This is a genomic window from Xanthomonas campestris pv. asclepiadis, assembly GCF_020784175.1.
Lineage (GTDB): Bacteria > Pseudomonadota > Gammaproteobacteria > Xanthomonadales > Xanthomonadaceae > Xanthomonas > Xanthomonas campestris_D.
Map to the genome: position 1 here is coordinate 21,002 of NZ_JAJGQM010000015.1, position 24,478 is coordinate 45,479.

The window sequence follows — 24,478 nt, forward strand, 5'->3', positions numbered from 1 at the left end:
CCCCCGGCAACCACGTATTAATCCAAGTGGCATATCATTGGCAAGTGATCTCACGCCTGCTCATCGCGCTGCTGCGTTTCTACAAGCGGTTCATCAGCCCCTTGCTGGGGCCGCGCTGCCGTTTTGCGCCCAGTTGCTCGGAGTATGCGATGACCGCGATCGGCCGCTTCGGCCCGCTACGCGGTTGCTGGCTGGCCACGCGCCGGCTCGGCCGCTGCCATCCCTTCCATCCGGGCGGGTTCGACCCCGTGCCCGACGCGCCTGCGTCCGCAGCCTCGCCCGTCTCCCCTTCCTGCAGCTGCAAAGGACCTCATCCATGAGCCGAACCCTCATCGTCAACGCCCGCCTGGTCAATGAAGGCAAGGAATTCGACGCCGATCTGCTGATCGACGCCGGCCGCATCGCGAAGATCACCAGCAAGATCGCCCCGGCTGCGGGCGACACCGTGGTGGACGCCGCCGGACGCTGGGTGCTGCCGGGCATGATCGACGACCAGGTGCACTTCCGCGAACCGGGCCTGACCCACAAGGGCGACATCGCGACCGAATCCGGCGCCGCGGTGGCCGGTGGCCTGACCAGCTTCATGGACATGCCCAACACCAACCCGCCGACCCTGGACGCGGCCGCACTGCAGGCCAAGTACGACGCTGCAGCCGGGCGCGCCTGGGCCAACTACGGCTTCTACATGGGCGCCAGCAACGACAACCTGGCTGCGATCCAGACGCTGGATCCGAAGACTGCCCCGGGCATCAAGGTGTTCATGGGCGCCTCCACCGGCAACATGCTGGTCGACAATCCCGAGACGCTGGACGCGATCTTCCGCGACGCACCGACGCCGATCATCACCCACTGCGAAGACACCCCGACCATCGATGCGACGCTGGCGCAGTACAAGGAAAAATACGGCGACGCACTGACCCCGGAGATGCATCCGGACATCCGCTCGCGGCAGGCCTGCCTGAAGTCCTCGCAGCTGGCGGTGGCGCTGGCGCGCAGGCACAACACCCGACTGCACGTGCTGCATATCTCCACTGCCGACGAGCTGGCGCTGTTCGAGGCCGGCCCGCTGGTCGATGCCGAAGGCAAGCTGCGCAAGCGCATCACCGCCGAGACCTGCATCCACTTCCTGCGCTTTGACCGCAGCGATTACGCGCGGCTGGGCAACCTGATCAAGTGCAACCCCGCGATCAAGGACGCCGAGGACCGCCTGGCGCTGATCCAGGCGCTGGCCGAGGACGTCATCGACGTGCTCGCCACCGACCATGCGCCGCATACCTGGGAAGAGAAGCAGAAGCCTTACGCGCAGGCGCCCTCCGGCCTGCCGCTGGTGCAGTACGCGCTGGTCGCCGCGCTGGAACTGGTGCACGAGGGCAAGCTGCCGATCACCCGTATCGTGCAGAAGTTCGCGCATGCGCCGGCGCAGCTGTTCGATGTGGAAGAACGCGGCTTCCTGCGCGAAGGCTATTTCGCCGACCTGGTGATGATCGACAACACCCCGTTCACCGTGAAGCGCGAGCAGGTGCTGTCCAAGTGCGGCTGGTCGCCGTTCGAAGGCACCACGTTCCGCTCGCGCATCGCCGCCACCTGGGTCAACGGCCAGCAGGTGTGGGATGGCGAACAGTTGGTTGGCAGTGCGGCCGGTCAACGCCTGACCTTCGACCGCTGATGCGCGCAGCCCTGATTGGCGCCTGGCTTGCGCTTGCGCCGCTCTCGCTCGCTGTTGGCAGCGTCGCTGCGCAGTCTGCCGACGCTACGGAGGTGGTATTTCCGCAAAGCGCGTCGCAGGGCGCGCTGGTGATCGGCAAGGTGCCGGCGGGCAGCCAGGTGCAGTACGCCGGCCGCAGCTTGCGGGTCAGCGGCTATGGCAGCGTGGTGTTCGGCATCGGCCGCGACGCCACCGGCCCGTTGCAGGTGCAGATCACCCGGCCCGATGGCAGCACGCAGACCGCCAGCATTGCGGTGACGCCACGCGACTGGCCGGTGGAGCGCGTCAACGGCGTGCCGCCCAAGACGGTCAATCCGCCTGCGGCGATCGCCGAGCGGATCAAGCGCGAGCAGGCGCAGGTCACCGCCGCGCGCGACCGCGACGATGCCCGCACCGATTTCGCCCAGCCCTTCATCTGGCCGGTGCAGGGCCGCATCAGCGGGCGCTTCGGCAATGCGCGCGTCTACAACGGCCAGCCCGGCGCCGGCCATTCGGGCATGGATATCGCCGTGCCCACCGGCACGCCGGTCAAGGCACCGGCCGCCGGCGTGGTGACCTTCGCCGCGCCGGACCTGTACCTGACCGGCGGCACCGTGCTGCTGGACCATGGCTTCGGGGTGAGTTCGAATTTTCTGCATCTGTCGCGCATTGACGTGAAGGTGGGCGACCGGGTGGAGCAAGGCCAGGTGATCGCGGCGGTGGGTGCCACCGGGCGCGCGACCGGGCCACATCTGCATTGGGGGATGAACTGGTTCGATGTGCGGATCGATCCGTTGCTGGTGCTCGAGCGCAGCAAATAGTTTTAAAGCGGCGGGATATCGACTGCGCAACCCTACCCTCACCCCAACCCTCTCCCAAAGGAGAGGGGCTCTGGTTGCGCTGGCGTGGAGGCGTGTTCTCTGCGACCCACCCGCGGTGCGTATGTTCGCCGCAGGGCTTTGGGGTATAACCGGAACGACCGTCGATCGTCGCCATGCGTCCGTGGGCGACTGGTCGCTGGCGGTCGGTTCCGCGTTGACGCGCCGGACCTGCTTCATCTCCCCTCCCCCGACCGCAGGAGATGCGCGACATGCGCAACGAACAACTCAAACCCACCCTGGGCACCTGGCAGCTGTGGGGGATCGCAGTGGGTCTGGTGATTTCCGGCGAATATTTCGGCTGGAGCTACGGCTGGGGCACCGCCGGCACGCTGGGCTTTCTGGTGACAACGCTGCTGGTCGCGGTGATGTACACCTGCTTCATCTTCAGCTTTACCGAGCTGACCACCGCCATCCCCAATGCGGGTGGGCCGTTCGCCTACAGCCTGCGCGCATTCGGCACCTACGGCGGCATGCTGGCGGGCCTGGCCACGCTGATCGAGTTCGTGTTCGCGCCGCCGGCCATTGCGATGGCCATTGGCGCCTATCTCAATGTGCAGTTCCCGACCCTGGACCCACGCATCGCGGCGATCGGCGCGTATGCGATCTTCATGAGCTTGAACATCGTCGGCGTGGCGATCGCCGCCACCTTCGAACTGATCGTGACCTTGCTGGCGGTGATCGAGTTACTGGTGTTCATGGGCGTGGTGGCACCGGGCTTCAGCGTTGCGCGCTTTGCCGCCAACGGCTGGGCCGGTAGCGATGTATTCGGCCCGGCGGCGATCTCCGGCATCTTTGCCGCGATCCCGTTTGCGATCTGGTTCTTTCTGGCGATCGAGGGCGCGGCGATGGCGGCCGAAGAAGCCAAGGACCCCAGGCGCACGATTCCGCGCGCCTACATCGCCGGCATCCTCACCCTGGTGGTGCTGGCATTGGGCGTGATGGTGTTTGCGGGTGGGGTCGGCGACTGGCGTCAGCTCTCCAACATCAACGACCCGCTGCCGCAGGCGATGAAGGCGGTGGTCGGCAACAGCTCGACCTGGCTACATATGCTGGTGTGGATCGGCCTGTTCGGCCTGGTGGCCAGCTTCCACGGCATCATCCTGGGCTATTCGCGGCAGTTCTTTGCGTTGGCGCGTGCCGGGTTCCTGCCGCACGGCCTGGCCAGGCTGTCGCGCTTTCGTACGCCGCATCGCGCGATTCTTGCCGGCGGCGCGATCGGCATCGCGGCGATCTGCAGCGACAGCGTGGTCAAGATCCAGGGCATGTCGCTGACCGCGGCGATGATCACCATGTCGGTGTTCGGTGCGATCGTGATGTATGGGATGAGCATGCTCAGCCTGTTCAAGCTGCGCCGCGCCGAACCCGGGCTGGAGCGCAGCTTTCGTGCGCCGGGCTATCCGGTGGTGCCGGCCATCGCGCTGCTGCTGGCGCTGGTGTGCCTGGTGGCGATGGTCTGGTTCAACCCGATCGTGGCGCTGATCTTCGTGGGCCTGCTGCTGTTCGGCGGGCTGTGTTGCGTGCTGAGCCTGCGCGGCCAGGCCACGCCTGCGGCCAGTGCCAGATGAGCGGGTTCGCGTTCAGCGCAGGCGGCGAGCGCTTCCGGTTTGCCGATCTCAAGACCTTGCTGGCCAAGGCCACGCCGACGCGCTCGGGCGACCAACTGGCCGGGCTCGCCGCCGACTCCGGGCTGCAGCGGGTGGCGGCGCAGATGGCGCTGGCGGATCTGCCGCTGCGTCACTTCCTCGATGAAGCGGTGGTGCCGTACGAATCGGACGAGGTCACCCGCCTGATCGTCGACCAGCACGATGCGGCCGCATTTGCCGCGGTGGCGCATCTCACCGTCGGCGGCTTTCGCGATTGGCTGTTGAGTGCGCAGGCCGACGAAGCGGCACTAACCGCACTGGCACCCGGACTGACACCGGAGATGGTGGCGGCGGTCTCGAAGTTGATGCGCGTGCAGGACCTGATCCTGGTCGCGCAGAAGACGCGCGTGGTCACGCGCTTTCGCAATACGCTGGGCTTGCGTGGCCGTCTGTCCACGCGCCTGCAGCCCAACCACCCTACCGACGATGCCACCGGCATCGCCGCCAGCGTGCTCGATGGCCTGTTGTACGGCAATGGCGATGCAGTGATCGGCATCAATCCTGCCAGCGACAGCCTGGCCGCCACCACCGCGTTGCTGCGCATGCTCGATGCGGTGATCACCGGTTACCAGATCCCCACGCAATCCTGTGTGCTGGCGCATATCACCACCACCATTGAGGCGATCAACCGCGGTGTGCCGGTGGATCTGGTGTTCCAGTCGATCGCCGGCACCGAAGCGGCCAATGCCAGCTTCGGCATCAATCTGGCGCTGCTGCAGGAAGGCCATGACGCCGGGGTATCGTTGCGGCGTGGCAGCGTCGGCGACAACGTGATGTATTTCGAGACCGGCCAGGGCAGCGCGTTGTCGGCCAACGCGCATCACGGCGTCGATCAGCAGACCTGTGAGGTGCGCGCCTATGCCCTGGCGCGGCAGTTCAAGCCGCTGCTGGTGAACACCGTGGTGGGCTTTATCGGCCCGGAATATCTCTACGACGGCAAACAGATCATCCGTGCCGGGCTGGAGGATCACTTCTGCGGCAAGCTGCTCGGCGTGCCGATGGGCTGCGACATCTGCTACACCAATCATGCCGAAGCCGATCAGGACGACATGGACGTGCTGCTGACCCTGCTCGGCACCGCCGGCATCAACTTCATCATGGGCATCCCCGGCTCGGACGATGTGATGCTCAACTACCAGACCACCTCGTTCCACGATGCGCTGTATGCGCGCCAGGCGCTCGGCCTGCGCGCTGCGCCCGAGTTCGAACACTGGCTGGAGCAACAAGGCATCCTGCGTCTGCGCGATGGACGCTTCGAACTCGGCAGCGAGCTTCCCGCACCGTTCCGGCGTGCGCTGGAGCAGTTGCACACCGGCAGCGTGCAATGAGCGACCCGACCACCCCACCGCGCGACGCCTGGGCACAACTGCGCCGGCTGACGCCGGCGCGCATCGCGCTGGGGCGCGTCGGCACCAGCCTGCCGACCGCGGCACATCTGGATTTCCAGCTCGCGCATGCGCAGGCACGCGATGCGGTGCATCTGGCATTGGATCCACAGCCGCTGCAAACAGCGCTGAAACAGCGTGGGCGTGACAGCATTCTGCTGCACAGCGCGGCAGTGGATCGGCATGCCTACCTGAAAAGGCCGGATCTGGGCCGGCGCCTGGGCGAGGATGCGGCCGCGCATCTGCGTGGCCTGACCGCGGTCCATGGCGGCGGGCACGATGTTGCGGTGGTGGTCGCCGACGGACTCTCCGCATTGGCGGTGCATCGGCATGCGGCGCAGATGCTGGAGCATATCGACGCGCTGGCTGCGCACGAATGCTGGTCATTGGCGCCGGTGGTGTTGATCGCGCAAGGCCGCGTCGCCATCGGCGACGAGGTCGGCGAACTGCTCAAGGCGCGTCTGGTGATCGTGTTGATCGGCGAACGGCCAGGCCTGAGCTCGCCCGACAGCCTGGGTCTGTATCTGACCTACAGCCCGCGGGTGGGTCTGACCGACGCGGCGCGCAATTGCATTTCCAACATCCGCACCGAAGGGCTGAATTACGCCGACGCCACCCATAAGCTTGCGTACCTACTGCGCGAATCGTTCCGACGCAAGCTGTCCGGCGTGCAACTCAAGGATGAGGCCGAGCAGCCGGCACTGCCGTCGGCTGGCCCGTCCGATGCTGCGCCGCGGACATTCTTACTTCCCGATGGGATGCGGCCGGATTTTTGAACCTAGTTCGTAGTTAGCCGACTTACCTGAGCGCGCCATCGTGCGGATCGCTGGCCGCATAGGTGCTCGTCGGCAACTCGTTGTCGTGCGGATGGCGCAGGGCATTGCGTACCTCTTCCGGCAGTTGCTCGACATCCAGCATCACCTTGCCGGAATGCACATCACGCACCACCGACGCAGGTAGCACGAAGTCGCCCCCGTTTTCAATATTGATGACCAGCTCGGCGCCATCCTTGCGCACCTCGCGGACGGCACCGACGCAGACTTCGCCATCCCGCAGAAACACCATCTGGCCAGTTTCGATCTGTTGCATCTTGTTTCTCCTCTGTCAGGCAGCGCGTGAACGCGCAGTGCCATCACCGTTCTCGCATGCAATCCAAGCTGACCGCGCCGGTCCAGCCTCACAACCGAATCGGTGCCTGCACAAGCGACAGCACCTGGATGCATGAGGTCGCATGCACCATCTCGAAGATCGCGCATGCGTGGATCAGACCTTAGCGCAGCGGAACGTCCGCCACCTTGTCCTGGTAATCCTTTTTCGGGTCGACGCCGAACAGCACCTTGATGCCGGCCAACAAACTGGAACCGTTGAGCCATATCTGCGCGTGATCGGTATCCAGGCGCAGCAGCGCCAACTTGGGATCGTCCTTGCCGCCTTCGTACCAGGCAGCGACATGCGGGTTCCACAGACGCTCGACCACAGCCGGGTCGGTGTCTTCGCGCAACGAGCCGCTGATGCTGGCGAACAGGTCGTGCCCCTTGCTGCTGAAGGCGCCAATGACGCGGCGGCCCTGGCCCAGCATGGAAATCAGCGCATTGTCCTTGGAGGTGAAGAACCAGATCGGACCACCGCTATCGCCTTCGATCTGCGCGGTCATCGGGCGTGCATGCCCATCTTCCACTCCATCCAGGCCCAGCATCACAGTGCGATCGGATTTCAAGGCTTTCCAGAATTTTTCCTGCAGCTCTTTGGGATCTGCCATCTCGCTATCTCACATGCGCGTGTCTACGCGGGTGGCTCAGTCTGGAAGTCTCCCTGCCCACGGCATGTGACGATGTGCACTCTTGCCTGCACACGGCGGCAACGCGATCCGCCGGTCTGCGATGGTGCACTGCACCGGTCATTGCAGCCACGCTGCCTGTTTGCGACGCAGTCACGTCGCGGAGCGTGATGCCACCAAAGGTCTTGAACTTTGCGTCTCACCGCCAGGCCGCTGAATCGGCCAGGTCAGTAAGATCGCCTCGCCGATTGCTCCGCCATCCAGGAACCCCCAGACGCGGTGACCGGCATCCGCCCATCGCGTGTGCGCCATGCTAGCGGTACAGGCACGCAGGGTCCGGCGGATGAAGCGTATCAACCCATCGTCTGCGTCCCTTCCGAGAGAGCGCCACTCATGTCTGCATCGCCCTTGCGCACGACCTGTATCGCCGCCGTCCTGCTGAGCCTTGTCAGTGTCGATGCCCCCGCGTTGACCGGCACGGCCAGCCGCCCGCAACTCACCAGCAGCGAAGCGAACACGTACACCATCTCCAAGGCCTTGGCCAAGGCCGGCCCGATCACTGCCCTGGTCACCGACAACTGGAATCCCACTGCAGGGGTCGCACTGCTCAGTGCAGACTTCGCCGTGGCCGCCGATGGCTCCACGCGCTACCGCACCGTGCAGTCGGCAATCGATGCAGCGGTCGCTGCCGGCGGCAGCACCCGTCGCTACATCAGTGTCAAGGCAGGCACCTATACCGAACTGGTCTGCGTGCCGGCCAACGCGCCACCGCTGACCGTGTTCGGCCTGGGCAGCAACACCACCGACACCGTGATCCGCTTCAACAACGCCAACCCGACGCCCAAGCCGGCCGGCACCGCAACTCACCCCTGTGCCAGCAATGCAGCAGCAACCACGGTGGGCACTTCCAACAGCGCGACACTGACCGTGCGTGCAGCCGGCTTCCAGGCGCGTCACCTGCGCGTGCACAACCATTATGTCGAAGGCACTTACGCGGACAACAATCAGGCCGCAGTGGCGCTGGCGGTACGTGGCGACCAGGCCAGTTTCGAAGATGTGCTGGTGACCGGCAATCAGGACACCTTGCTGATCAGCGCGACCAACGCCGCCAACGTGATTCGCGCCTATTTCAAGAACAGCACGATCGAGGGCGATGTCGACTTCATCTTCGGCTCGGGGGTGGGCGTGTTCGACAACGCCACCATTCGCTCGGCCGGCGCGCGCCTGGGCAGCAACCGCGGCGGCTATATCTTTGCGCCCAGCACACGCCCGGGCAGCGCCTACGGGTTCCTGGCGATCAATAGCCGCTTCGTCGCCGGCTCCGGATCGCCCGACAACCAGACCTATCTCGGGCGCGCCTGGGATGAAGGCATCAGCAGCCTGTCCGCCTACGTCAACGGCACCTCGCCCAACGGCCAGGTGACGGTGCGCGATTCCAGCCTGGGCAGCCATATCCGCAAGACCGCACCGTGGAATGCCTCCACTGCCAGCCGTCCGTACTGCAGCAGCAACTGCGCCAATTCGGCCAACCGGTTCTACGAATACGGCAACAGCGGCGCCGGCAGCGCGGACTGATGGGTCGCCACGCCAGGTCACGCTGAGTCATCGCATCGCGCAGCGGTAACGTTGCCGCCCTCGCCTGTTGGCCGTGCAATGCGGTGAGCCGGCAGGCGTTTTTGTTTCCTCCGATTGCGGCAACGCTGCAGCGCCTTCGGCAATGCGGTGGTGAATTCGCCCGGCCGGCAGCGCGCCTGGACGCAAGGGGCCACCCTTGCTCGTCGCTCGCCGCCAGCCAAGTGCTGCGGCAAGCGAGATGGTTGGCGCGCTGGCGACGTGTGTTGGCAATCACTGTCATGCGACTGCAACACCCAGGCGGCGCGCCTATGACTGATCGACGACGTCTTTCGCATCCCACTCCCGGAGCATCCCATGCAGTCCGATTGCCCCTTTCCAGCGCTTGCGCCGTTGACGCTCGCGCTACTTGGTCTGACGACATTCCAGGCCAGCGCCGCGCGGCCGCACACACCGGACGTGCCCGACACTGCGCACAGCATTTCCACCAGTTGGGGCGTGATCCAGCAACCGACGCTACCGACGCAGGTCTGCACAACGCTCAAGGCCGCGTTGACGCCGGTCGCCGGTTCGCTGGACGCGCTCGACGCAGATCCCGCGCAATCCAAGCGCGACACCGCGCGTCTGCAGGCGGCCATTGATGATTGCCCAGCCGGCAGCGCGGTGCGCCTGGTGCCCGGCGCTGCCGGCGAGTCCGGCTTCTTGAGTGGCCCGCTGACGATCAAGAGCAAGGTCACGCTGTGGATCGACCGCGGCGTCACCTTGTTCGGCTCGCGCAATCCGCAGGACTACGACAATGGTCTTGGCACCTGCGGCACCGCGACCAGCGACAAGGCCAAGTCCTGCAACCCGCTGATCCACGTCGCCGATACCGCCAACAGCGCGCTTGTCGGTGCCGGCAAGATCGACGGCCGCGGCGGCAGCACGCTCACCGCCGGGCCCAATGCAGGCACCGCCAGCTGGTGGGATCTGGCCTATCTCAATGTCACCAAGGGACTGAGCCAGCACGTACCGCGGCTGCTGCAGATCGACGACAGCACAGACTTCACCCTGTACGACATCACCCTGGAAAACTCGCCCAATTTCCACGTCACCACCGACAACGTGGTCGGCCTGACCGCGTGGGGCATCAAGATTCTGGCGCCCAGCCTGGTCTACTCGCGTCCCGGTTATCGCTGCCCAGCCGGCACTACGCCCGACGTTACTGCGCACGCTACCTGCTTCACGCCCGAAACGGCCAAGAATACCGATGGCTTCGACCCCGGCCAGTCGAAGAACGTGTTGCTGGCGTACTCCTACATCGGCACCGGCGATGACGGCGTGGCGATCAAGGCCCATGCCAGCAGCAAACGCAGCATCGCATCGGAAAACATGCTGTTCGCCTATAACCAGTTCTATTACACGCACGGTTTTTCGCTGGGTAGCGAAACCGATGCAGGCATGCGCCATATCGCCGTGCGCGGCTTGAGCATCGATGGTTTCGACGCGAATGATGTCGTGAGAGACCCGTATTCTGCCAACGGCCTGCGTATCAAATCCGACGGCACGCGCGGCGGCCAGGTGTACGACATCAGCTTCGAAAACGTCTGCATGCGCGGGGTTGCCCGGCCGCTGGTGTTCGACGCCAACTATGCCAACGCGGCGGTGCGCAACAAACTGCCGAGTTTCAGCGGCATTGCGCTGACCAATGTGCATTCGCTGGGTTCCAAGGCGTTTGGCGGCGGCGAGCTGAGCTTCTATGGGTACCGCGACGCGACCACCACCTTGCCGATCACCCTGTCGCTGGACAACGTGGTGCTGGAGGGCGGGCCGATCGCGTTCGCACAACCGCACTTCGGCGGGCCAGCCAGCAACCCTGGCGCAACCCATTTCACCTTCAAAGGCGGCCCGGTAAGCTTTTTCGATCAGTTGTCCGAATCGGTGCCCAACGATGTGCAATTGCAAGGCAAGCCCGGGCCGGGCACGCCACTGCAGTGCAATGACGCGTTCATTGCCTACCACTCGGTATTGCCGGATTCGCCGATCTGATCTTGCGCTTGACTGGCAGCGATGCTGCGATCAGACGATCCAAGCATGCATCAAAACTCGGCTGATCGAGGGCGCGGCGCCCCCACCGCTTGCGGGACACGCCGTAAACCCATCCCTGGGGGCTCGGTGGCGGCATCCATGCCGCCACACGGTCCCGCAATCGGCAAGGACACCGCACCAGACAGTGTGCTGGCTGCTTTACTGAAAGCCATGCGCGCCGACCATCTCGACAGGTCCTTGCCCGCCCACCGTCGCGGGACCTTATGCGGCATGGATACCGCATAAGAGCCTCAATAGACGGGTTCAAGGCGTGTCCCGCGATGGTCCCTGCAGCCAAGGCGCAGATCCGCCGCTCTCAGTCCGCGCCGCTGGCAGCACGCCAGCTATGCCACAACTGCTGCACCGGCGGTGGATACGCTGCCTTGCCGGCAAGCTCGCGCTGCAGGCGCAGGCGGGCCAGCCGCGACCACATCCGGTGCGACCGTGCCAACGCCGGTTTGCGCGGCCAAGCGCGCAGTAACTGGGTGCGCCATGCGGCGGTGGTCATGTCAGCGGGCGCGGCGCTGTCGCCGGCCACACGCTGGCGTGCGTCCAGCCACTGCACTGCCACCGCAATGGCATCGCCAGGCTGGGTGCGCGCAAATAGCGCAGCTTCCACGGCAACCACGGCCTCGGCGAAGGCACCTAATGTCGCCAACGCCTGCTGCAACGATTGCGGCTGCGCACGCGCATCCTGCATGGCCGGCAAGGTATCGGCCAGTTGCGCCCACGGCGCAGGCACCGGCTCCAGCACGCGCCCCAGCGGATGGCGCGAACGCTGCTGCGACCAGTCGCGCAGCTCCTGCTGCCACCATGCCAGCTTGGCGTCGGCCGGCAACGGGTCGCCGGCAATGTTCATGATGTCTTCCCATTCCTGCAGCAGCGCAAACCAGGCCGCCGTGAGGCGTCGCTGCGGTTCGGGAACGAAGGGCTCGGCAACCGACCATTCCGGCCAGCGCGTGCGCCACTTGTCGAGAAAACTGTCGAGAGCGCTGGATTGGCTCATGGCGGGTCCAGAAGAAAACGAAAGAAGATCAGGTCTGCGGCCACGCCACGGCATCCCACAGCGTCTGCGGCTGCGCGACGAGGACGTCGGCCTGCCAGCGCGACGGCTCGTCGTCGTGCAGGCGATAGCCCCACAACACCGCCACCGACGGCATCGCCGCCGCGCGCGCGGCCAGGATGTCGCGCTCGTCGTCGCCGACGTAGACGCACTGCGCCGGCACAACGCCGATGCGCTCGGCCGCTGCCAGCAACGGCAACGGGTGCGGCTTGCGCTCGGCCAGCGTATCGCCGCCGATCAGCACCGCACAGCGCTGTTCCCACCCCAGTTGCGGCAGGATCAGCCGCGCCAGATATTCGGGCTTGTTGGTGACCACGCCCCAGATGCAACCGGCGCGCTCCAGCCGCAGCAGCAGTTCTTCGACACCGTCGAACAGCTGCGACTGCGTACCGATCAAGGCCTCGTAACGACGCAGGAATTCCGGTAGCAAGGTATCGCGCTCGACCGCATCGAGTTCGGCAAACGCGACCTTCAGCATCGCGCGCGCACCCTTGGACACCACCGGACGCAACTGCGCCAGCACGAGCGGCGCACGCTCCCGCTCGGTCAGCATCGCGTTGACGGTCGCCAGCATGTCCAGTGCGCTATCCAGCAAGGTGCCATCCAGATCGAACAACACCGCACGCGGAAACCTCACAGCCGCCCCGTCGCTCTGCGGTCGTGTGCCGCCATCGGGACGGTGGGACTCGGCAAACATCAAATACGCACTCGCTGTTGCCAATCCCAACTCCCGACTCCCCAATCCCCGCTCGTCACGGCTTCACCGCATAGGCCAGATAATTGACCTCGGTACGCGACGACAGGCGCGCACGATTGCGCCACGGCTCGTACAGCATGCCGCTGACGTCTTCCAGCTGCAGTTCGGCGTTGCGCAACCACGCCGCAAGTTCTGCCGGCTTGATGAAATCCTTGTAGTGATGCGTGCCCTTGGGCAGCAGCCGCGCAATGTATTCGGCGCCGATCACCGCCAGCGCGAACGCGGCCGGCGTGCGATTGAGCGTGGACAGGAACAGCTTGCCGCCGGGCTTGAGCAGGCTGGCGCAGGCGCGGATGATCGCGGTCGGGTCCGGCACGTGCTCGAGCATCTCCATGCAGGTCACCGCATCGAAACTGCCCGGCTGTTCGGCGGCCAGGTCTTCCACCGACTGCACGCGATAATCCACCTGCACGCCCGATTCCAGGCTGTGCAGGCGCGCCACCTTGACCAGCTCCGGCGCCAGATCGATCGCCGTGACCTGCGCGCCCAGACGCGCCATCGACTCGCTGAGCAGACCGCCACCGCAGCCGACATCCAGCACGCGGGCGCCGGCCAGGCCCAGCCGTGCGGACACATAGTCCAGGCGCACCGGATTGAGCGCATGCAGCGGCTTCTGCGGGCCGTCGGCATCCCACCAGCGGTTGGCCAAAGCTGCGAACTTGTCCAGCTCGCTCTGATGGAAGTTGCTGGACGTGGATTGGGTGTTCGGATTCATGCGGAGCTCCGTGATGGGATGACGCGCGCTCAGGCGCGGACGGTGCGGATGCGCTCGCGCCACTGCCGCGCATTGGCGACCAAGGCAGCGGTATCCATGTCGATGAGCTCGCGCTGCACCAGCTTGGGCTTGCCGGCGATCCACACATCGGTGACCTGGTGACGGCCGGTGGCGTAGATGAGTTGCGACAGCACATGATGCAGCGGCTGGGTCTCCAGTGCAGACAAGTCGACGCAGACCAGATCGGCCTGCTTGCCGATTTCGATCGAGCCGATCCTGTCGCCGAAGCCCAACGCGCGCGCGCCGCCCAGCGTGGCCGCGCGCAGCGTGGTGGCCGCATCCAGCGCGGTGGCATCGTTGGCCACTGCCTTGGCCAGGATCGCCGCGGTGCGGTTCTCGCTGAACATGTCCAGGTCGTTGTTGCTGGCGCAGCCGTCGGTGCCGATCGCCAGGTTCACGCCGGCACGTTGCAGCGCGCAGGCCGGGCAAAAACCCGAGGCGAGCTTGAGGTTGGACTCCGGGCAATGCACCACGCTGACGCCGCGCTCGGCGCACAGGTGGATTTCCGCCTCGGTGAGCTGGGTCATGTGCACGGCGATCAGGCGGTCGTTGACCAGCCCCAGGCGATCCAGCCGCGCCAGCGGACGCTGCCCGTACTGGGCAACCGAATCGGCCACTTCCTGCGCGGTTTCGTGCGTGTGCAGATGCACCGGCAGATCCAGCTGGTCGGCCAGCATGCGCACGCGTTCGAAGTTGGCATCGTTCACCGTGTACGGCGCATGCGGCGCGAAGGCGGTGCTGATCAGCGGATCGTCGCGCCACTGGTCGTGCAGCTCGCCGGCCCGCGCGAAGTATTCGTCATCCGACGATGCCCAGGCGGTGGGGAAATCGATGATCACCGCGCCGACCAGCGCGCGGAAGCCGTGCTGCTTGTAGACGGCCGCCTGCACATCGGCAAAGAAGTAGTTTTCGTTGACGCAGGTGGTCCCGCCACGCAGCATTTCGGCGATCGCCAGCGTGGTGCCGTCGGCCACGAATTCCGGCCCGATCACCGCCGCCTCCACCGGCCAGATGTGCTGCTGCAGCCACACCATCAGCGGCAGATCGTCGGCAACGCCCCGCAGCAGCGTCATCGGGTTATGCGTATGCGCGTTGACCAGGCCCGGGATCAAGGCTGCCTCCGGGCGCGAGACGGTCTGGGTCGGCGCAAATCGCAGGCGCGCCTCGGCGGTCGGCAGGATCGCCACGATGACGCCGTTGTGCACCGCCACCGCGTGATCGTCGAGCACCACCGCATGCGGCTCGATCGGCACCACGTAACCGGCTTCGATCAACAGATCGCACGCTTCGGGAGGGGCATTGGTCATGAGCGGATCCATAAAAGGTTAGTTGTCGAATGGCCAGCGGGGATCGCCACCGGCCACAGGCACATAGCGCTGGCCGTTGTAGCGCAGTACCTGGCGCACGCGACGGGTACGTTCGGTATCGGTGTCGCTGCCAGCGGTGCTCTCCACGGTAGACACGTTGGCTGTCAGCACGATGTCCGCATAGCCGGCATGTACCTGCGGCGCCATGCTCACGCTCAGATTGGCGACTTCGGTGATCACATCGCCCTTGCCCAGACTACATGGCTCGCCTTTCACACGTTGCCATGCATAGAGATCGCGTTGCAGCACCGGGCGCAAGCTGCGCCCCTCGCGCACCAGCAGGGTCAATGCCTGATTGCTGTAAAAATCCGGGCAGCTGGGCCCGCGCGCAGCACTCCGCACCACCACGCCGATCGCGCGCACGCCCTTGGCCAGGTCGTAGCGCGCGGTGTCCAGGCGCAGGCTGTCGGCAGCGAGCTCGAAGGCGGCGTCCTCGCCCATTGCCTGCGCGTAGAACGCCAGCACCTTGCCGCTGGCGGCATCGAGCATGGCCACGCGCAACTCGAGGTCGCGCTCGCCAGGCACGGCCTCCGCGTCGCCAGCAAATGCGATTGCCGCCAGCCGGATTGCCGGGTCGTTCGGCCACGGCTTACAGGTCTGGGCCACCAGACGGTCGACCGGCAGCGTGGCGGCAGCGCCGCCCACGACGCCGGACGTTGCAATGGCCGCAACGGCGGCCACGTCACCGGCGTCGCACGTTGCGGCAGCCGATTGCGCAAAAGCCGGGCACGCAAGCAGCGCAGCCCACAGTCCCAACACGACACTGGCACCGCATACCGCTAGCTCAGGCCAGTGTCCCGGACGCATCGTCTTACTTGACGCGCGCCGAATATTCGCCCGAACGGGTGTCGACCTTGATGATTTCGTCCTGGTTGACGAACAGCGGCACGCGTACCACTGCGCCGGTTTCCAGCGTGGCCGGCTTGCCACCGCCGCCGGAGGTATCGCCGCGCACGCCCGGGTCGGTCTCGGTGATCTTCAGCTCGACGAAGTTCGGCGGCTGCACCCAGATCGGCATGCCGTTCCACAGCGTCACGATGCAGTCTTCCTCGCCCTTGAGCCACTTGTCGGCACCGCCCATGCCGGCCTTGTCGGTCTGCACCTGCTCGAAGGTTTCCGGGTCCATGAAGTGCCAGTACTCGCCATCGCTGTAGAGGTAACGCATGTCGGTATCGACCACGTCAGCCACTTCCACGTCGTCGGTCGCCTTCATGGTCATTTCGACCACGCGGCCGGACTTGATGAAGCGGTACTTCATGCGGGTGAAGGCCTGGCCCTTGCCCGGCTTGACGTATTCGGTCTCGGTGATGACCGCCGGCTCGTTGTTGACCAGGATCTTCATGCCGTTCTTGACGTCGTTCATGCCAACAGTGGCCATGGTGCAGCTCCTCGATAAGACCACGACCTGCCACAGGCCGTGGCAGGTCGGATTAGAATGGGGCGCCCGCCGCAACCGGCGGGCATTGGTTTTGTGACCGCATATGATACCCGCAGCCCCCCTCGCCTTGCAGCCATATCCGCCGCCCACCCTGCAACAGCCGCGCTGGCAGCAGCAGTGGCGCGACGCCGTGCGCGACCCGCGCGCGCTGCTGGCGCTGCTGGGCCTGGAGGCGCAGGCGGCCGGGATCAGCGACGCGGCCGCCGCCCAGTTCCCGCTGCGGGTGCCGCAGGCATTCGTGGCGCGCATGCGCCGTGGCGACCGGCACGACCCACTGCTGCGCCAGGTGCTGCCGCTGGACGATGAAATGCGGCTGGTGCCGGGCTTCGGCCTGGATGCGGTCGGCGATGGCGCCGCCAAGACTGCGGACGGCGTGATCCAGAAATACCGCGGACGCGCCCTGCTGATCACCACCGGCAGCTGCGCGGTGCACTGCCGCTACTGCTTCCGCCGCCACTTCCCGTATGCCGAGGAAACCGCCGCGCGCGACGGATGGCGCGACGCGGTCGCCACGATCGCGGCCGACCCCGGCATCGACGAAGTGCTGCTGTCCGGCGGCGACCCGCTGTCGCTGGCCACCGGCAAGCTGGCCGAACTCACCGACGCGCTGGCCGCCATCGGGCACATCAAACGCCTGCGCATCCACAGCCGGCTGCCGATCGTGCTGCCCGAGCGCGTCGATGCGCCGCTGCTGGCCTGGCTGCGCAGCCTGCCGTGGCCGGTGGCCTTCGTGGTGCACGCCAACCATGCCAACGAATTCGACAGCGCGGTGGATGCCGCCATGCGCGCCCTGCGCGAGGCCGGTGCGCAGTTGCTCAATCAGGCCGTGCTGCTGCGCGGCGTCAACGACAGCGTGGACGCATTGGCGGCCCTGAGCGAACGCAGCTTCGCCGCCGGCGTGCTGCCGTATTACCTGCACCAGCTCGACCGGGTCGCCGGCGTGGCGCATTTCGAAGTGGACGATGCCCGCGCGCGCGCGCTGCACACCGAGCTGGCCACGCGCCTGTCCGGCTACCTGGTGCCGCGCCTGGTACGCGAAATCCCCGGCGATACCGGCAAGCGACCGCTGTAACCACTAGCTCTCAGACACATTAAATCGTAGAAGCGCACCTGGGCGCGACGGGCGTTATCGGTAATGCTTCGTCGCGCCCGGGTGCGCTCCTACGCTGATCAGCCAGCCGCGATCAGCTTGACCAGATCGGCCGGGCTCAGCGGGCGGCTGAACCAATAGCCCTGGCCCAGATCGCAGCCGCGCTCGCGCAGCAGGTTGAACTGCGCCTCCTGCTCGATGCCCTCGGCCACCACCGTGATGCCCAGCGAATGCGCCATGCCGATGATGGCCGTGGTCAGCGCCAGATCGTCCGGGTCGCGCTGCAGGTCGGCGATGAAACTCTTGTCGATCTTGACCCCGTCCACCGGTACCTGGCGCAGGTGGCTCAGGCCGGAGAAACCGGTGCCGAAATCGTCCAGCCATACCTTCACGCCGGTACGGTGCAACTGATCGAGCAGGCTGGCGGCCATCATTTCGTCGCCGATCACCGCCGTTTCGGTCAGCTCCAGATGCAGCCGCGCGGCCGGCAGGCCGGACTCGGCCAGGCACTCGGCCACGGTGTCGATCAGGTCGCCACTGCGCAGCTGACGCGGCGAGACGTTGACCGAGATGAACAGGCCATCGCCCACCACCGGCCATTGCGCCGCTTCCAGGCAGGCCGCGCGCAGCACCTTGGGGCCGATCACCTCGATCAGGCCGCTCTGCTCGGCGATATCGATGAAGGTGGACGGCGCAATCGTGCCCAGCGCCGGGTGCTGCCAGCGCAACAGCACTTCCACCCCCACCAGCACGCGGTCGCTGGTGCGGTAGATCGGCTGATAGACCAGCCGCAACTCGTCGCGATCCCAGGCCCCGCGCAGCTCGTGCTCCATGTGCACACGCCGCTCCACCGCATGATCGGCGGCGCGGCTGTAGAAGCGGTGGCAGTTCTTGCCGGCGACCTTGGCCTGATACATCGCGATGTCGCCATTCTTCAACAACGCAGTGGCATTGCTGGCATCGTCCGGGAACAGCGTGATGCCGATCGAGGTGCCCAGGAACACCTCCCGGCCCTGCACGTTCAAGGGGCGGCTCAACTCGTGCACCAGCCGGTCGGCGAGCTGGGCGGCGAGCAGGCTGACGTCGCCGTTCTGCAACAGGATCACGAATTCATCGCCACCGAAGCGCGCCAGGATCGCATCGTCGCCGCCCAATGCACCGACCGCGCGGCTGATACGGCTGGCGAACTGCAGCAAGGCCTCGTCGCCGGCCTCGTGACCGAGCGTGTCGTTGACGCGCTTGAAGTCGTCGATATCGGCGAACAGCAGCGCCAGCTTGCTGTCGGTACTCCGGGCGGTATTGAGCAGATGATCCAGGCCTTCGCGAAACCCCAGCCGGTTGGTCAGGCCGGTCAGCGCATCGGTATAGGCCATGTGGCGCACCTCGCGATCGTGCCGGGCGATGCTCTCGCTCATGCGGCCGAAGGCGGAAATCAACTCGCCGATCTCGTCGTTGCGCGGATGCGGCGGCAACTGCACCGCATAGTCGCCACGCTCGATCTGGCGCGCGGCCGCGGCCAGCAACCGCACCGGCGCCACCAGGGTGCGCTGCACGTAGATGGCCAACAGCACACCCAGCGCAACCAGCGCGGCCAGCAGCACCAGCAGCCAGCCCAGATCGCGCTTGCCGATCGCGTTGAGGTTCTGCACCAGGGTCAGGTTGGCGCCGGATTCGATCCTGCGCACCCGCTCGCGCGACATGCCCACCCGCACACCGCCGATACGCTGGTCGCCGATCTTGATCGGCACCGTCACGTCCAGCACTTCCGGCGAGGACTGCAATACCATGGCGCGCGCCGTCACCGCCTTGAATGCGAGCGGGTCGGTCATGGCCTGACCGTAATGCTGCAGATTGGGCGAGCCGTCGTGCACCAGCCGGCCGCGTCGATCGAACACCAGCACGTAGCTCACCACCTGCTGACGCGCGGCATTGCGCACCAGCGCCCCTACCGCGCCCAGATCGGAGTAGTACAGCGGATTGGCCAGGCCGTTCGCCAGCTCGGTGGCCAAGGTCTCGCCACGCGTGCGCAGGCTACGATCGAACAGCTCGTGCAGGATCTGCGCACTGAGCCCGCGTACTTCGCGCTGCATCGCGCTCTGGCGCTGCAGCAGCGACGCCAGGATGGCACCGACCAGCAACAACGTCAGTGCCATCACCAAGAGAAAGCGTGCCTGCAGCCCGAAGCGCACCTGAGTCATTCCACTTGATCCCTGACACGGTGCAACCCTGCGCTCAGCGCATCCAGGCGTCGGCGGCTGGTCTCATCCAACGGGTGGAAGGCAGTGGTGCCGAAAAAGCGCTTCAAGGCTGGCCCGGCCTTGGGATCGGAGGCCGCCTGCAGCAGCACGATGCGCAGCCGCCGCTCCACTGCCGGGTCCATGCCGGTGCGCACCATCTCCACGGCACGCGGTACCGGCGCACTGCGATGCACGATGCGGAAGTCGCGCTTGAACACCGGTGGCAGGTGGCGCTCGTCGTCCCAGTCGGCGTTGCTGAAAGCGCCCGCGTCGATCAGGTGCTGATGCACGAAGGCGGCGATATTCAATTTCGACCCGACCATCAGGTAACCCACCGAACCCGGCACCTGGCTGTCGTCCGGCGACAGCAGCACATCGCAGGCGATGCCATTGCGCACCAGCTCCAGCATCGGCAGCAGATAGCCGCTGGTGGAGGAGGCGTTCTGCAACGCCAGGGTGTGGCCGCGCAATTGCTTGAGCGACTGGATCGGGCTATCGCGGCGGACGAAGAACACCGTGTGGAACTCGCGCAGGCCACCGCGTTCGGTCATCACCAGCGGGCGCGCACTGCCGCGCTGTTCCAGCAGCATCGCCGCACCGGTGGTTTCGCTGACCCAGTCGACACGGCCACGCCGCAGATAACTGGACATCTGCCGCGCATCCGGCGCCATCAGGATTTCGCCACGGCGGATACCGACCTCGCGCATGCGTGGCACCACGTAATCCAGCAAGGGCTTGAGTTGCGCGTAATGCGTGGCGGGATCGTCGCTGATCCGTCCAAGCACCAATACCGGGGAAGGCGCTGCCGTCGCCGTTGCGGCCAAGCCTGCCCCGGCCAACAGCCCGCAGGCAATCAGACACCATCGTAGACCGCGCAAAACGGACACTCCCCTAGAGCCGCCGACAGCCTAGCCGAATCTTTCGAGATGTGACAGACGTCAGCTTCCGGCGCGCTTCGCCAGCATGGCCATGCGCTGCGCATCGGACAGAATGCCGCGTAGCAGCCGTACCTCCTGCTCGCTCATGTCCGCGCGCAGCAACAGCCGCCGCAGCTTGCGCATCGCCGATTCCGGCGCGCGCCCCTTGTGGAAGTCGATCTCGTCCAGGGTGTCGCCCAACTGGCCGAACATGCCCTCCAGTTGCGCATGGCTGGCCGGGCCGTCGCGCAGCGCGCCGCTCGCCGCTGCCGGCGCAGGCTCCGCTTCGCCCGCCGCCAGCTGCGCCAGCCGCACTTCGTACGCCACCACCTGCACCGCCGCGGCGAGGTTGAGCGAGCTGAACGCCGGGTCGGAGGGGATATGCAGCGCCGCATGGCAGAGCTGCAGCTCGTCGTTGGTCAGGCCGGTACGCTCGCGGCCGAACACGATCGCCACCTCGGCCGGTTCGCCGGCCTTGGACCAGGCACGGCGCGCACCCTCGTCCGGCGGCAGCTCTTCCAGCGCGACCCGGCGCGCACGCGCGGTGCAGCCGATCACCAGGGTGCAATCGGCCACCGCCCCGGCCAGGGTGGCGAAGATCGGCGCCTCGCCGAGCACGTCTTCGGCGCCGGCCGAACGCCGATAGGCGTCTTCGTCGAGCGCACGCTCCGGCGCCACCAGCACCAGGCGCGACACGCCCATCGTCTTCATCGCGCGCGCGGCGGCGCCGATGTTGCCTGGATGCTGGGTGCCGACAAGAACAAAACGGATGCGCTGGCTGACGGACATGAACGGAGATTGGGGAGCGATTCGGTCGTAGATGGTAAACTGCGCGGCCGGCTTTGGTGCCGGACCGCTCTTTTACCTTCGCCATTTTCGATTCTGCCTTCACGGGAGCTTTAACCATGCAGAAACCCGCCGTCACCGTCATGGTCAAAGCCGCCCGCCTCGCCGGCAATGTGCTGTTGCGCGGTATCAACAAGCTCGATGCGCTGAATGTGGTGCAGAAGGGCCGCATGGACTACGCCAGCGAAGTCGATGCCGATGCCGAGAAGGTCATCATCAAGGAACTCAAGCGCGGCTACCCCGAGTACGCCGTGTTCGGCGAAGAAGGCGGCGTGCAAGGTGGCAAGAGTGGCCGCTATACCTGGGTCATCGATCCGCTGGACGGCACCAGCAACTATCTGCGCGGCTTCCCGCATTACTGCGTATCGATCGCGCTGGTGGAAAACGGCGAGCCGACCGATGCGGTGATCTTCGACCCGCTGCGCAACGAGCTGTTCACCGCCAGCCGCGGCGCCGGCGCGGTGCTCAACGACCGCCGCATCCGCATTGCCGAACGCAAGGACCTGGAAGGCGCGATGGTCCACACCGGCTTTCCGCCACGCGAGCGCGCACGCATCAGTGCGCAGCTGAAGTGCGTCGATGCGCTGCTGGTGCAGGCAGAAGACGTGCGTCGTACCGGTTCTGCCGCGCTGGATCTGGCCTATGTGGCCTGCGGCCGCGCCGATGCGTATTTCGAGGCCGGCGTCAAAGCCTGGGACATCGCGGCCGGCGTGCTGCTGGTGCGCGAAGCCGGTGGCCGCGTCTGCGACTACAAGGGCGCTACCCCGCCGCGCATGGACAACATGGGCCCGGAAACGCAGCAGATCGTGGCCGGCAACATCAAGATCAGCGACGCGCTGCAGAAGGTCATCGTCAACACCGGCTATGCCCGCGAGTTCGACGCCAAGTTCTGATCGCTCCCCGAGCGCAAGTTCTGGTCGACGCCCGCACACCGTAGGAGCGCGCCCGAGCGCGACGGGCCTTCCCGGCAAAGCCCCTCGCGACCAGGGTCGCTCCTACAACAGCGTGCAGCAAACACACAAGGCCGGGATCGCTCCCGGCCTTGTGTGTTGAGTGTCACTGTTACAGCGCTACGCGGAACTCAGCGCCGATGCAGGACTTCAGGCGATCGCAGCGTGGTAGCGGCGCTCGACTTCTTCCCAGTTCACTGCGTTGTAGAACGCGCCGATGTATTCCGGACGACGGTTCTGGTACTTCAGGTAGTACGCGTGTTCCCACACGTCCAGACCCAGGATCGGCGTATTGCCTTCGAACAGCGGGCTGTCCTGGTTGGCGGTGCTTTCCACCACCAGCTTCTTGTCCGGAGTCACGCTCAGCCAGGCCCAGCCCGAGCCGAAACGGCTGACGGCGGCCTTGGTGAAGGCTTCCTTGAACTTCTCGAAACCACCGATGTCCTTGTCGATCGCCTTGGCGACCTCGCCCTTGGGCTCACCGCCGCCATTGGGCGACAGCACGGTCCAGAACAGCGAATGGTTGGCGTGGCCGCCACCGTTGTTGCGCACCGGGCCCTGCAGGTTTTCCGGCAGGCTCTTCAGCTTGGACACCAGCTCTTCCACCGGCAGATCGGCGTACTTAGTCCCTTCCAGCGCCGCGTTGACGTTGTTGATATAGGTCTGATGATGCTTGGTGTGATGGATTTCCATCGTCTGCGCATCGATGTTGGGTTCCAGCGCGTCGTAGGCGTAGGGCAACTGCGGAAGGGTGTAGGCCATGCGTATCTCCTGGACTTGCCGCCCGGCGAAGACCGGGCGTTGCGGGGTAGATGGTAAGGACGGCGGCGACGCTTACCAAGGGTATTGGCAGGGAAACTTCATCCCATTGCATGCCGCGTCGTGTTCGCTGCACACCTTGCACCATGCCCCGGTTACTCGGGCGTGAACCGTCCCGCCGCCCGGCGCGTTCAAAGTCGACACAGTCGCGCAGCGGCATACTTGCTCTGCCGTCCCCACACTCCCGTTTCCGGACTCTGTCATGCGCAAGCCCGCTTTGCTGATCGTCGCCATCGTGCTGCTCGTCGCCGGGCTGTGGGGCATGCGCGCGATGCAGACACCCAAGCCGCACTTTGCGCCGCAGCTCAGCGCGCCGATGGCCGCGGCAGCGCCGGTCGAGCGCTCACCGCAGCAGCAAGCGTTGCCGGGATTTCTGCCGACCGAGGCAATGGCCACGATCGTGCTGATCCAGCGCGGCGGACCTTTCCCGCATCCGCAGGACGGCAGCGTGTTCGGCAATCGTGAGCAGCATTTGCCGGAGCGTCCGCGCGGCTACTACCACGAATACACCGTGGAAACCCCGGGCAGTCCCGATCGCGGCGCGCGCCGCATCGTCACTGGCGGTACGCCGCCGCAGGCCTGGTACTACAGCGACGATCATTACCAGAGTTTCAAATCGTTCCAGGGCCCGGCACCGGAGCAGGTGCCATGAGCGCAGGCGACTTCGCACTGGATCTGTCCGACCCGCGGCAATCGGGTGTCTATCAAGCCGATACCGACGATCTGGACACCATGGCCGCGCTCGCCCGCGATGCCGGCCTGCACATCCTGCGCGTGGACCTGGCCAGCTGCAGCGACAAGCACAGGTTGCTGATGCGCCTGGCCACCCAACTGGACTTCCCGGCCAACTTCGGTCGCAACTGGGATGCGCTCTCCGATGCCTTGCGCGACCTGGCGTGGCTGCCGGCAGCGCAGGGCTATGCGCTGCTGATCGACGGCGCCGACGCACTCGCGCGCACCGCGCCGAACGACCGCAACACCTTGCTGGATATCCTTGACGAAGCCGCCACCGCCTGGGCCGCGCGCGGGCTCACGTTCGCGGCATTTGTGGCACCTGCGAGTGCCTGCGACTAGACGCCGCCTGCGAGATCCATCCCGCGATCACTGGAGATACCACGATCACCAGACACAGCGCGCGGATGATCGGTGATTACTGGTGCGTATCTATCGCGCTTTACCTTACGCGCCGCCCCAACGGCTGCCACCTTGT

24 protein-coding genes are annotated in these 24,478 nt (G+C 66.0%); 12 read left to right on the top strand and 12 right to left on the bottom strand.

Annotated elements, in window-relative coordinates:
• The first annotated feature begins 26 nt into the window (after nucleotides 1–26).
• The 6 genes from yidD (at nucleotide 27) to eutC (ending at nucleotide 6,369) form a co-directional block, all read left to right on the top strand.
• Nucleotides 27–320 carry a membrane protein insertion efficiency factor YidD gene (gene yidD / locus LL972_RS09200; RefSeq protein ID WP_104586168.1) on the top strand — a complete coding sequence of 98 codons (294 nt, stop codon included), beginning with the start codon at nucleotides 27–29 and terminating at the stop codon, nucleotides 318–320.
• Complete coding sequence (locus LL972_RS09205; protein WP_228327330.1) at nucleotides 317–1,666, top strand: dihydroorotase; 1,350 nt, start codon at nucleotides 317–319, stop codon at nucleotides 1,664–1,666. Before yidD ends, LL972_RS09205 begins: the two co-directional genes overlap by 4 nt.
• Complete coding sequence (locus tag LL972_RS09210) at nucleotides 1,666–2,505, top strand: M23 family metallopeptidase (protein ID WP_228327331.1); 840 nt, start codon at nucleotides 1,666–1,668, stop codon at nucleotides 2,503–2,505. The genes LL972_RS09205 and LL972_RS09210 overlap by 1 nt, the downstream gene beginning before the upstream one ends.
• A 260-nt stretch (nucleotides 2,506–2,765) precedes the next feature.
• Nucleotides 2,766–4,130 carry an ethanolamine permease gene (gene eat / locus LL972_RS09215; protein WP_228327332.1) on the top strand — a complete coding sequence of 455 codons (1,365 nt, stop codon included), beginning with the start codon at nucleotides 2,766–2,768 and terminating at the stop codon, nucleotides 4,128–4,130.
• A complete protein-coding gene (locus LL972_RS09220) occupies nucleotides 4,127–5,536 on the top strand; it encodes an ethanolamine ammonia-lyase subunit EutB (protein WP_228327333.1) in 1,410 nt (469 codons plus the stop codon). Before eat ends, LL972_RS09220 begins: the two co-directional genes overlap by 4 nt.
• Nucleotides 5,533–6,369: an ethanolamine ammonia-lyase subunit EutC gene (gene eutC / locus LL972_RS09225; protein WP_228327334.1), complete on the top strand. Its 837-nt coding sequence runs from the start codon at nucleotides 5,533–5,535 to the stop codon at nucleotides 6,367–6,369. Before LL972_RS09220 ends, eutC begins: the two co-directional genes overlap by 4 nt.
• A gap of 22 nt (nucleotides 6,370–6,391) precedes the next feature.
• Here the strand turns inward: eutC and LL972_RS09230 are convergent, their stop codons facing one another.
• Together LL972_RS09230 and LL972_RS09235 are read right to left on the bottom strand one after the other, a co-directional pair.
• A complete protein-coding gene (locus LL972_RS09230) occupies nucleotides 6,392–6,682 on the bottom strand; it encodes a hypothetical protein (RefSeq protein ID WP_228327335.1) in 291 nt (96 codons plus the stop codon).
• A gap of 181 nt (nucleotides 6,683–6,863) precedes the next feature.
• Nucleotides 6,864–7,352, bottom strand: a complete 489-nt coding sequence (locus LL972_RS09235) for a pyridoxamine 5'-phosphate oxidase family protein (RefSeq protein ID WP_228327336.1) — start codon at nucleotides 7,350–7,352, stop codon at nucleotides 6,864–6,866.
• A gap of 453 nt (nucleotides 7,353–7,805) precedes the next feature.
• Between LL972_RS09235 and LL972_RS09240 the strand changes: the two genes are divergently transcribed.
• Together LL972_RS09240 and LL972_RS09245 are read left to right on the top strand one after the other, a co-directional pair.
• A complete protein-coding gene (locus LL972_RS09240) occupies nucleotides 7,806–8,945 on the top strand; it encodes a putative acyl-CoA thioester hydrolase (RefSeq protein WP_228327380.1) in 1,140 nt (379 codons plus the stop codon).
• A gap of 354 nt (nucleotides 8,946–9,299) precedes the next feature.
• A complete protein-coding gene (locus LL972_RS09245) occupies nucleotides 9,300–10,970 on the top strand; it encodes a glycoside hydrolase family 28 protein (RefSeq protein WP_228327337.1) in 1,671 nt (556 codons plus the stop codon).
• 355 nt (nucleotides 10,971–11,325) lie between these two features.
• Here LL972_RS09245 and LL972_RS09250 read toward each other — a convergent pair whose 3' ends face one another.
• From LL972_RS09250 to efp, 6 genes are read right to left on the bottom strand one after another with little or no spacing between them, the layout of a single operon-like run.
• On the bottom strand, nucleotides 11,326–12,015 hold the full coding sequence (locus tag LL972_RS09250) for a phytoene/squalene synthase family protein (protein ID WP_228327338.1): 690 nt from the start codon (nucleotides 12,013–12,015) through the stop codon (nucleotides 11,326–11,328).
• Between the two features lie 28 nt (nucleotides 12,016–12,043).
• Nucleotides 12,044–12,769, bottom strand: a complete 726-nt coding sequence (locus tag LL972_RS09255) for a phosphoglycolate phosphatase (protein ID WP_228327339.1) — start codon at nucleotides 12,767–12,769, stop codon at nucleotides 12,044–12,046.
• Between the two features lie 55 nt (nucleotides 12,770–12,824).
• Nucleotides 12,825–13,544: a bifunctional 2-polyprenyl-6-hydroxyphenol methylase/3-demethylubiquinol 3-O-methyltransferase UbiG gene (gene ubiG, locus LL972_RS09260; RefSeq protein ID WP_104533571.1), complete on the bottom strand. Its 720-nt coding sequence runs from the start codon at nucleotides 13,542–13,544 to the stop codon at nucleotides 12,825–12,827.
• A gap of 29 nt (nucleotides 13,545–13,573) precedes the next feature.
• Nucleotides 13,574–14,911, bottom strand: a complete 1,338-nt coding sequence (locus tag LL972_RS09265) for a TRZ/ATZ family hydrolase (RefSeq protein WP_228327340.1) — start codon at nucleotides 14,909–14,911, stop codon at nucleotides 13,574–13,576.
• A gap of 18 nt (nucleotides 14,912–14,929) precedes the next feature.
• Nucleotides 14,930–15,778, bottom strand: a complete 849-nt coding sequence (locus LL972_RS09270; protein WP_228327341.1) for a hypothetical protein — start codon at nucleotides 15,776–15,778, stop codon at nucleotides 14,930–14,932.
• 4 nt (nucleotides 15,779–15,782) lie between these two features.
• Nucleotides 15,783–16,349: an elongation factor P gene (gene efp, locus LL972_RS09275; RefSeq protein WP_228327342.1), complete on the bottom strand. Its 567-nt coding sequence runs from the start codon at nucleotides 16,347–16,349 to the stop codon at nucleotides 15,783–15,785.
• 103 nt (nucleotides 16,350–16,452) lie between these two features.
• Here efp and epmB point away from each other — a divergent pair, with 103 nt between their 5' ends.
• The gene (gene epmB, locus LL972_RS09280; protein ID WP_228327343.1) at nucleotides 16,453–17,481 is read left to right on the top strand and encodes an EF-P beta-lysylation protein EpmB; all 1,029 of its coding nucleotides are present in this window, start codon (nucleotides 16,453–16,455) and stop codon (nucleotides 17,479–17,481) included.
• Nucleotides 17,482–17,579: 98 nt separating this feature from the next.
• On the opposite strand, the gene LL972_RS09285 is transcribed toward epmB, so the two are convergent.
• The 3 genes from LL972_RS09285 to LL972_RS09295 are packed head-to-tail and all read right to left on the bottom strand — an operon-like array spanning nucleotide 17,580 to nucleotide 21,442.
• Complete coding sequence (locus tag LL972_RS09285; protein ID WP_228327344.1) at nucleotides 17,580–19,697, bottom strand: putative bifunctional diguanylate cyclase/phosphodiesterase; 2,118 nt, start codon at nucleotides 19,695–19,697, stop codon at nucleotides 17,580–17,582.
• Nucleotides 19,694–20,623 (bottom strand): phosphate/phosphite/phosphonate ABC transporter substrate-binding protein, encoded by a 930-nt coding sequence (locus LL972_RS09290; RefSeq protein WP_228327345.1) that lies wholly within the window; start codon nucleotides 20,621–20,623, stop codon nucleotides 19,694–19,696. Before LL972_RS09290 ends, LL972_RS09285 begins: the two co-directional genes overlap by 4 nt.
• Nucleotides 20,624–20,674: 51 nt before the next feature.
• Nucleotides 20,675–21,442 carry an RNA methyltransferase gene (locus LL972_RS09295; protein ID WP_228327346.1) on the bottom strand — a complete coding sequence of 256 codons (768 nt, stop codon included), beginning with the start codon at nucleotides 21,440–21,442 and terminating at the stop codon, nucleotides 20,675–20,677.
• Between the two features lie 116 nt (nucleotides 21,443–21,558).
• Between LL972_RS09295 and LL972_RS09300 the strand changes: the two genes are divergently transcribed.
• Nucleotides 21,559–22,392 carry an inositol monophosphatase family protein gene (locus LL972_RS09300; protein ID WP_016905058.1) on the top strand — a complete coding sequence of 278 codons (834 nt, stop codon included), beginning with the start codon at nucleotides 21,559–21,561 and terminating at the stop codon, nucleotides 22,390–22,392.
• Between the two features lie 207 nt (nucleotides 22,393–22,599).
• On the opposite strand, the gene LL972_RS09305 is transcribed toward LL972_RS09300, so the two are convergent.
• Nucleotides 22,600–23,211, bottom strand: a complete 612-nt coding sequence (locus LL972_RS09305; protein ID WP_228327347.1) for a superoxide dismutase — start codon at nucleotides 23,209–23,211, stop codon at nucleotides 22,600–22,602.
• 259 nt (nucleotides 23,212–23,470) lie between these two features.
• Between LL972_RS09305 and LL972_RS09310 the strand changes: the two genes are divergently transcribed.
• Both LL972_RS09310 and LL972_RS09315 read left to right on the top strand, forming a co-directional pair.
• A complete protein-coding gene (locus LL972_RS09310; RefSeq protein ID WP_228327348.1) occupies nucleotides 23,471–23,920 on the top strand; it encodes a ribonuclease in 450 nt (149 codons plus the stop codon).
• Nucleotides 23,917–24,342: a barstar family protein gene (locus tag LL972_RS09315; protein ID WP_228327349.1), complete on the top strand. Its 426-nt coding sequence runs from the start codon at nucleotides 23,917–23,919 to the stop codon at nucleotides 24,340–24,342. The genes LL972_RS09310 and LL972_RS09315 overlap by 4 nt, the downstream gene beginning before the upstream one ends.
• The last annotated feature ends 136 nt before the right edge of the window (nucleotides 24,343–24,478 follow it).

Coding starts and splice junctions, on each gene's coding strand:
- LL972_RS09300 (WP_016905058.1), top strand. CDS start 21,559: ATGCAGAAACCCGCCGTCACCGTCATGGTCAAAGCCGCCCGCCTCGCC.
- LL972_RS09265 (WP_228327340.1), bottom strand. CDS start 14,911: ATGACCAATGCCCCTCCCGAAGCGTGCGATCTGTTGATCGAAGCCGGT.
- LL972_RS09235 (WP_228327336.1), bottom strand. CDS start 7,352: ATGGCAGATCCCAAAGAGCTGCAGGAAAAATTCTGGAAAGCCTTGAAA.
- LL972_RS09220 (WP_228327333.1), top strand. CDS start 4,127: ATGAGCGGGTTCGCGTTCAGCGCAGGCGGCGAGCGCTTCCGGTTTGCC.
- LL972_RS09230 (WP_228327335.1), bottom strand. CDS start 6,682: ATGCAACAGATCGAAACTGGCCAGATGGTGTTTCTGCGGGATGGCGAA.
- LL972_RS09305 (WP_228327347.1), bottom strand. CDS start 23,211: ATGGCCTACACCCTTCCGCAGTTGCCCTACGCCTACGACGCGCTGGAA.
- LL972_RS09205 (WP_228327330.1), top strand. CDS start 317: ATGAGCCGAACCCTCATCGTCAACGCCCGCCTGGTCAATGAAGGCAAG.
- LL972_RS09245 (WP_228327337.1), top strand. CDS start 9,300: ATGCAGTCCGATTGCCCCTTTCCAGCGCTTGCGCCGTTGACGCTCGCG.
- LL972_RS09270 (WP_228327341.1), bottom strand. CDS start 15,778: ATGCGTCCGGGACACTGGCCTGAGCTAGCGGTATGCGGTGCCAGTGTC.
- eat (WP_228327332.1), top strand. CDS start 2,766: ATGCGCGACATGCGCAACGAACAACTCAAACCCACCCTGGGCACCTGG.
- ubiG (WP_104533571.1), bottom strand. CDS start 13,544: ATGAATCCGAACACCCAATCCACGTCCAGCAACTTCCATCAGAGCGAG.
- LL972_RS09295 (WP_228327346.1), bottom strand. CDS start 21,442: ATGTCCGTCAGCCAGCGCATCCGTTTTGTTCTTGTCGGCACCCAGCAT.
- epmB (WP_228327343.1), top strand. CDS start 16,453: ATGATACCCGCAGCCCCCCTCGCCTTGCAGCCATATCCGCCGCCCACC.
- LL972_RS09285 (WP_228327344.1), bottom strand. CDS start 19,697: ATGACTCAGGTGCGCTTCGGGCTGCAGGCACGCTTTCTCTTGGTGATG.
- eutC (WP_228327334.1), top strand. CDS start 5,533: ATGAGCGACCCGACCACCCCACCGCGCGACGCCTGGGCACAACTGCGC.
- efp (WP_228327342.1), bottom strand. CDS start 16,349: ATGGCCACTGTTGGCATGAACGACGTCAAGAACGGCATGAAGATCCTG.
- LL972_RS09255 (WP_228327339.1), bottom strand. CDS start 12,769: ATGTTTGCCGAGTCCCACCGTCCCGATGGCGGCACACGACCGCAGAGC.
- LL972_RS09250 (WP_228327338.1), bottom strand. CDS start 12,015: ATGAGCCAATCCAGCGCTCTCGACAGTTTTCTCGACAAGTGGCGCACG.
- LL972_RS09210 (WP_228327331.1), top strand. CDS start 1,666: ATGCGCGCAGCCCTGATTGGCGCCTGGCTTGCGCTTGCGCCGCTCTCG.
- LL972_RS09315 (WP_228327349.1), top strand. CDS start 23,917: ATGAGCGCAGGCGACTTCGCACTGGATCTGTCCGACCCGCGGCAATCG.
- LL972_RS09310 (WP_228327348.1), top strand. CDS start 23,471: ATGCGCAAGCCCGCTTTGCTGATCGTCGCCATCGTGCTGCTCGTCGCC.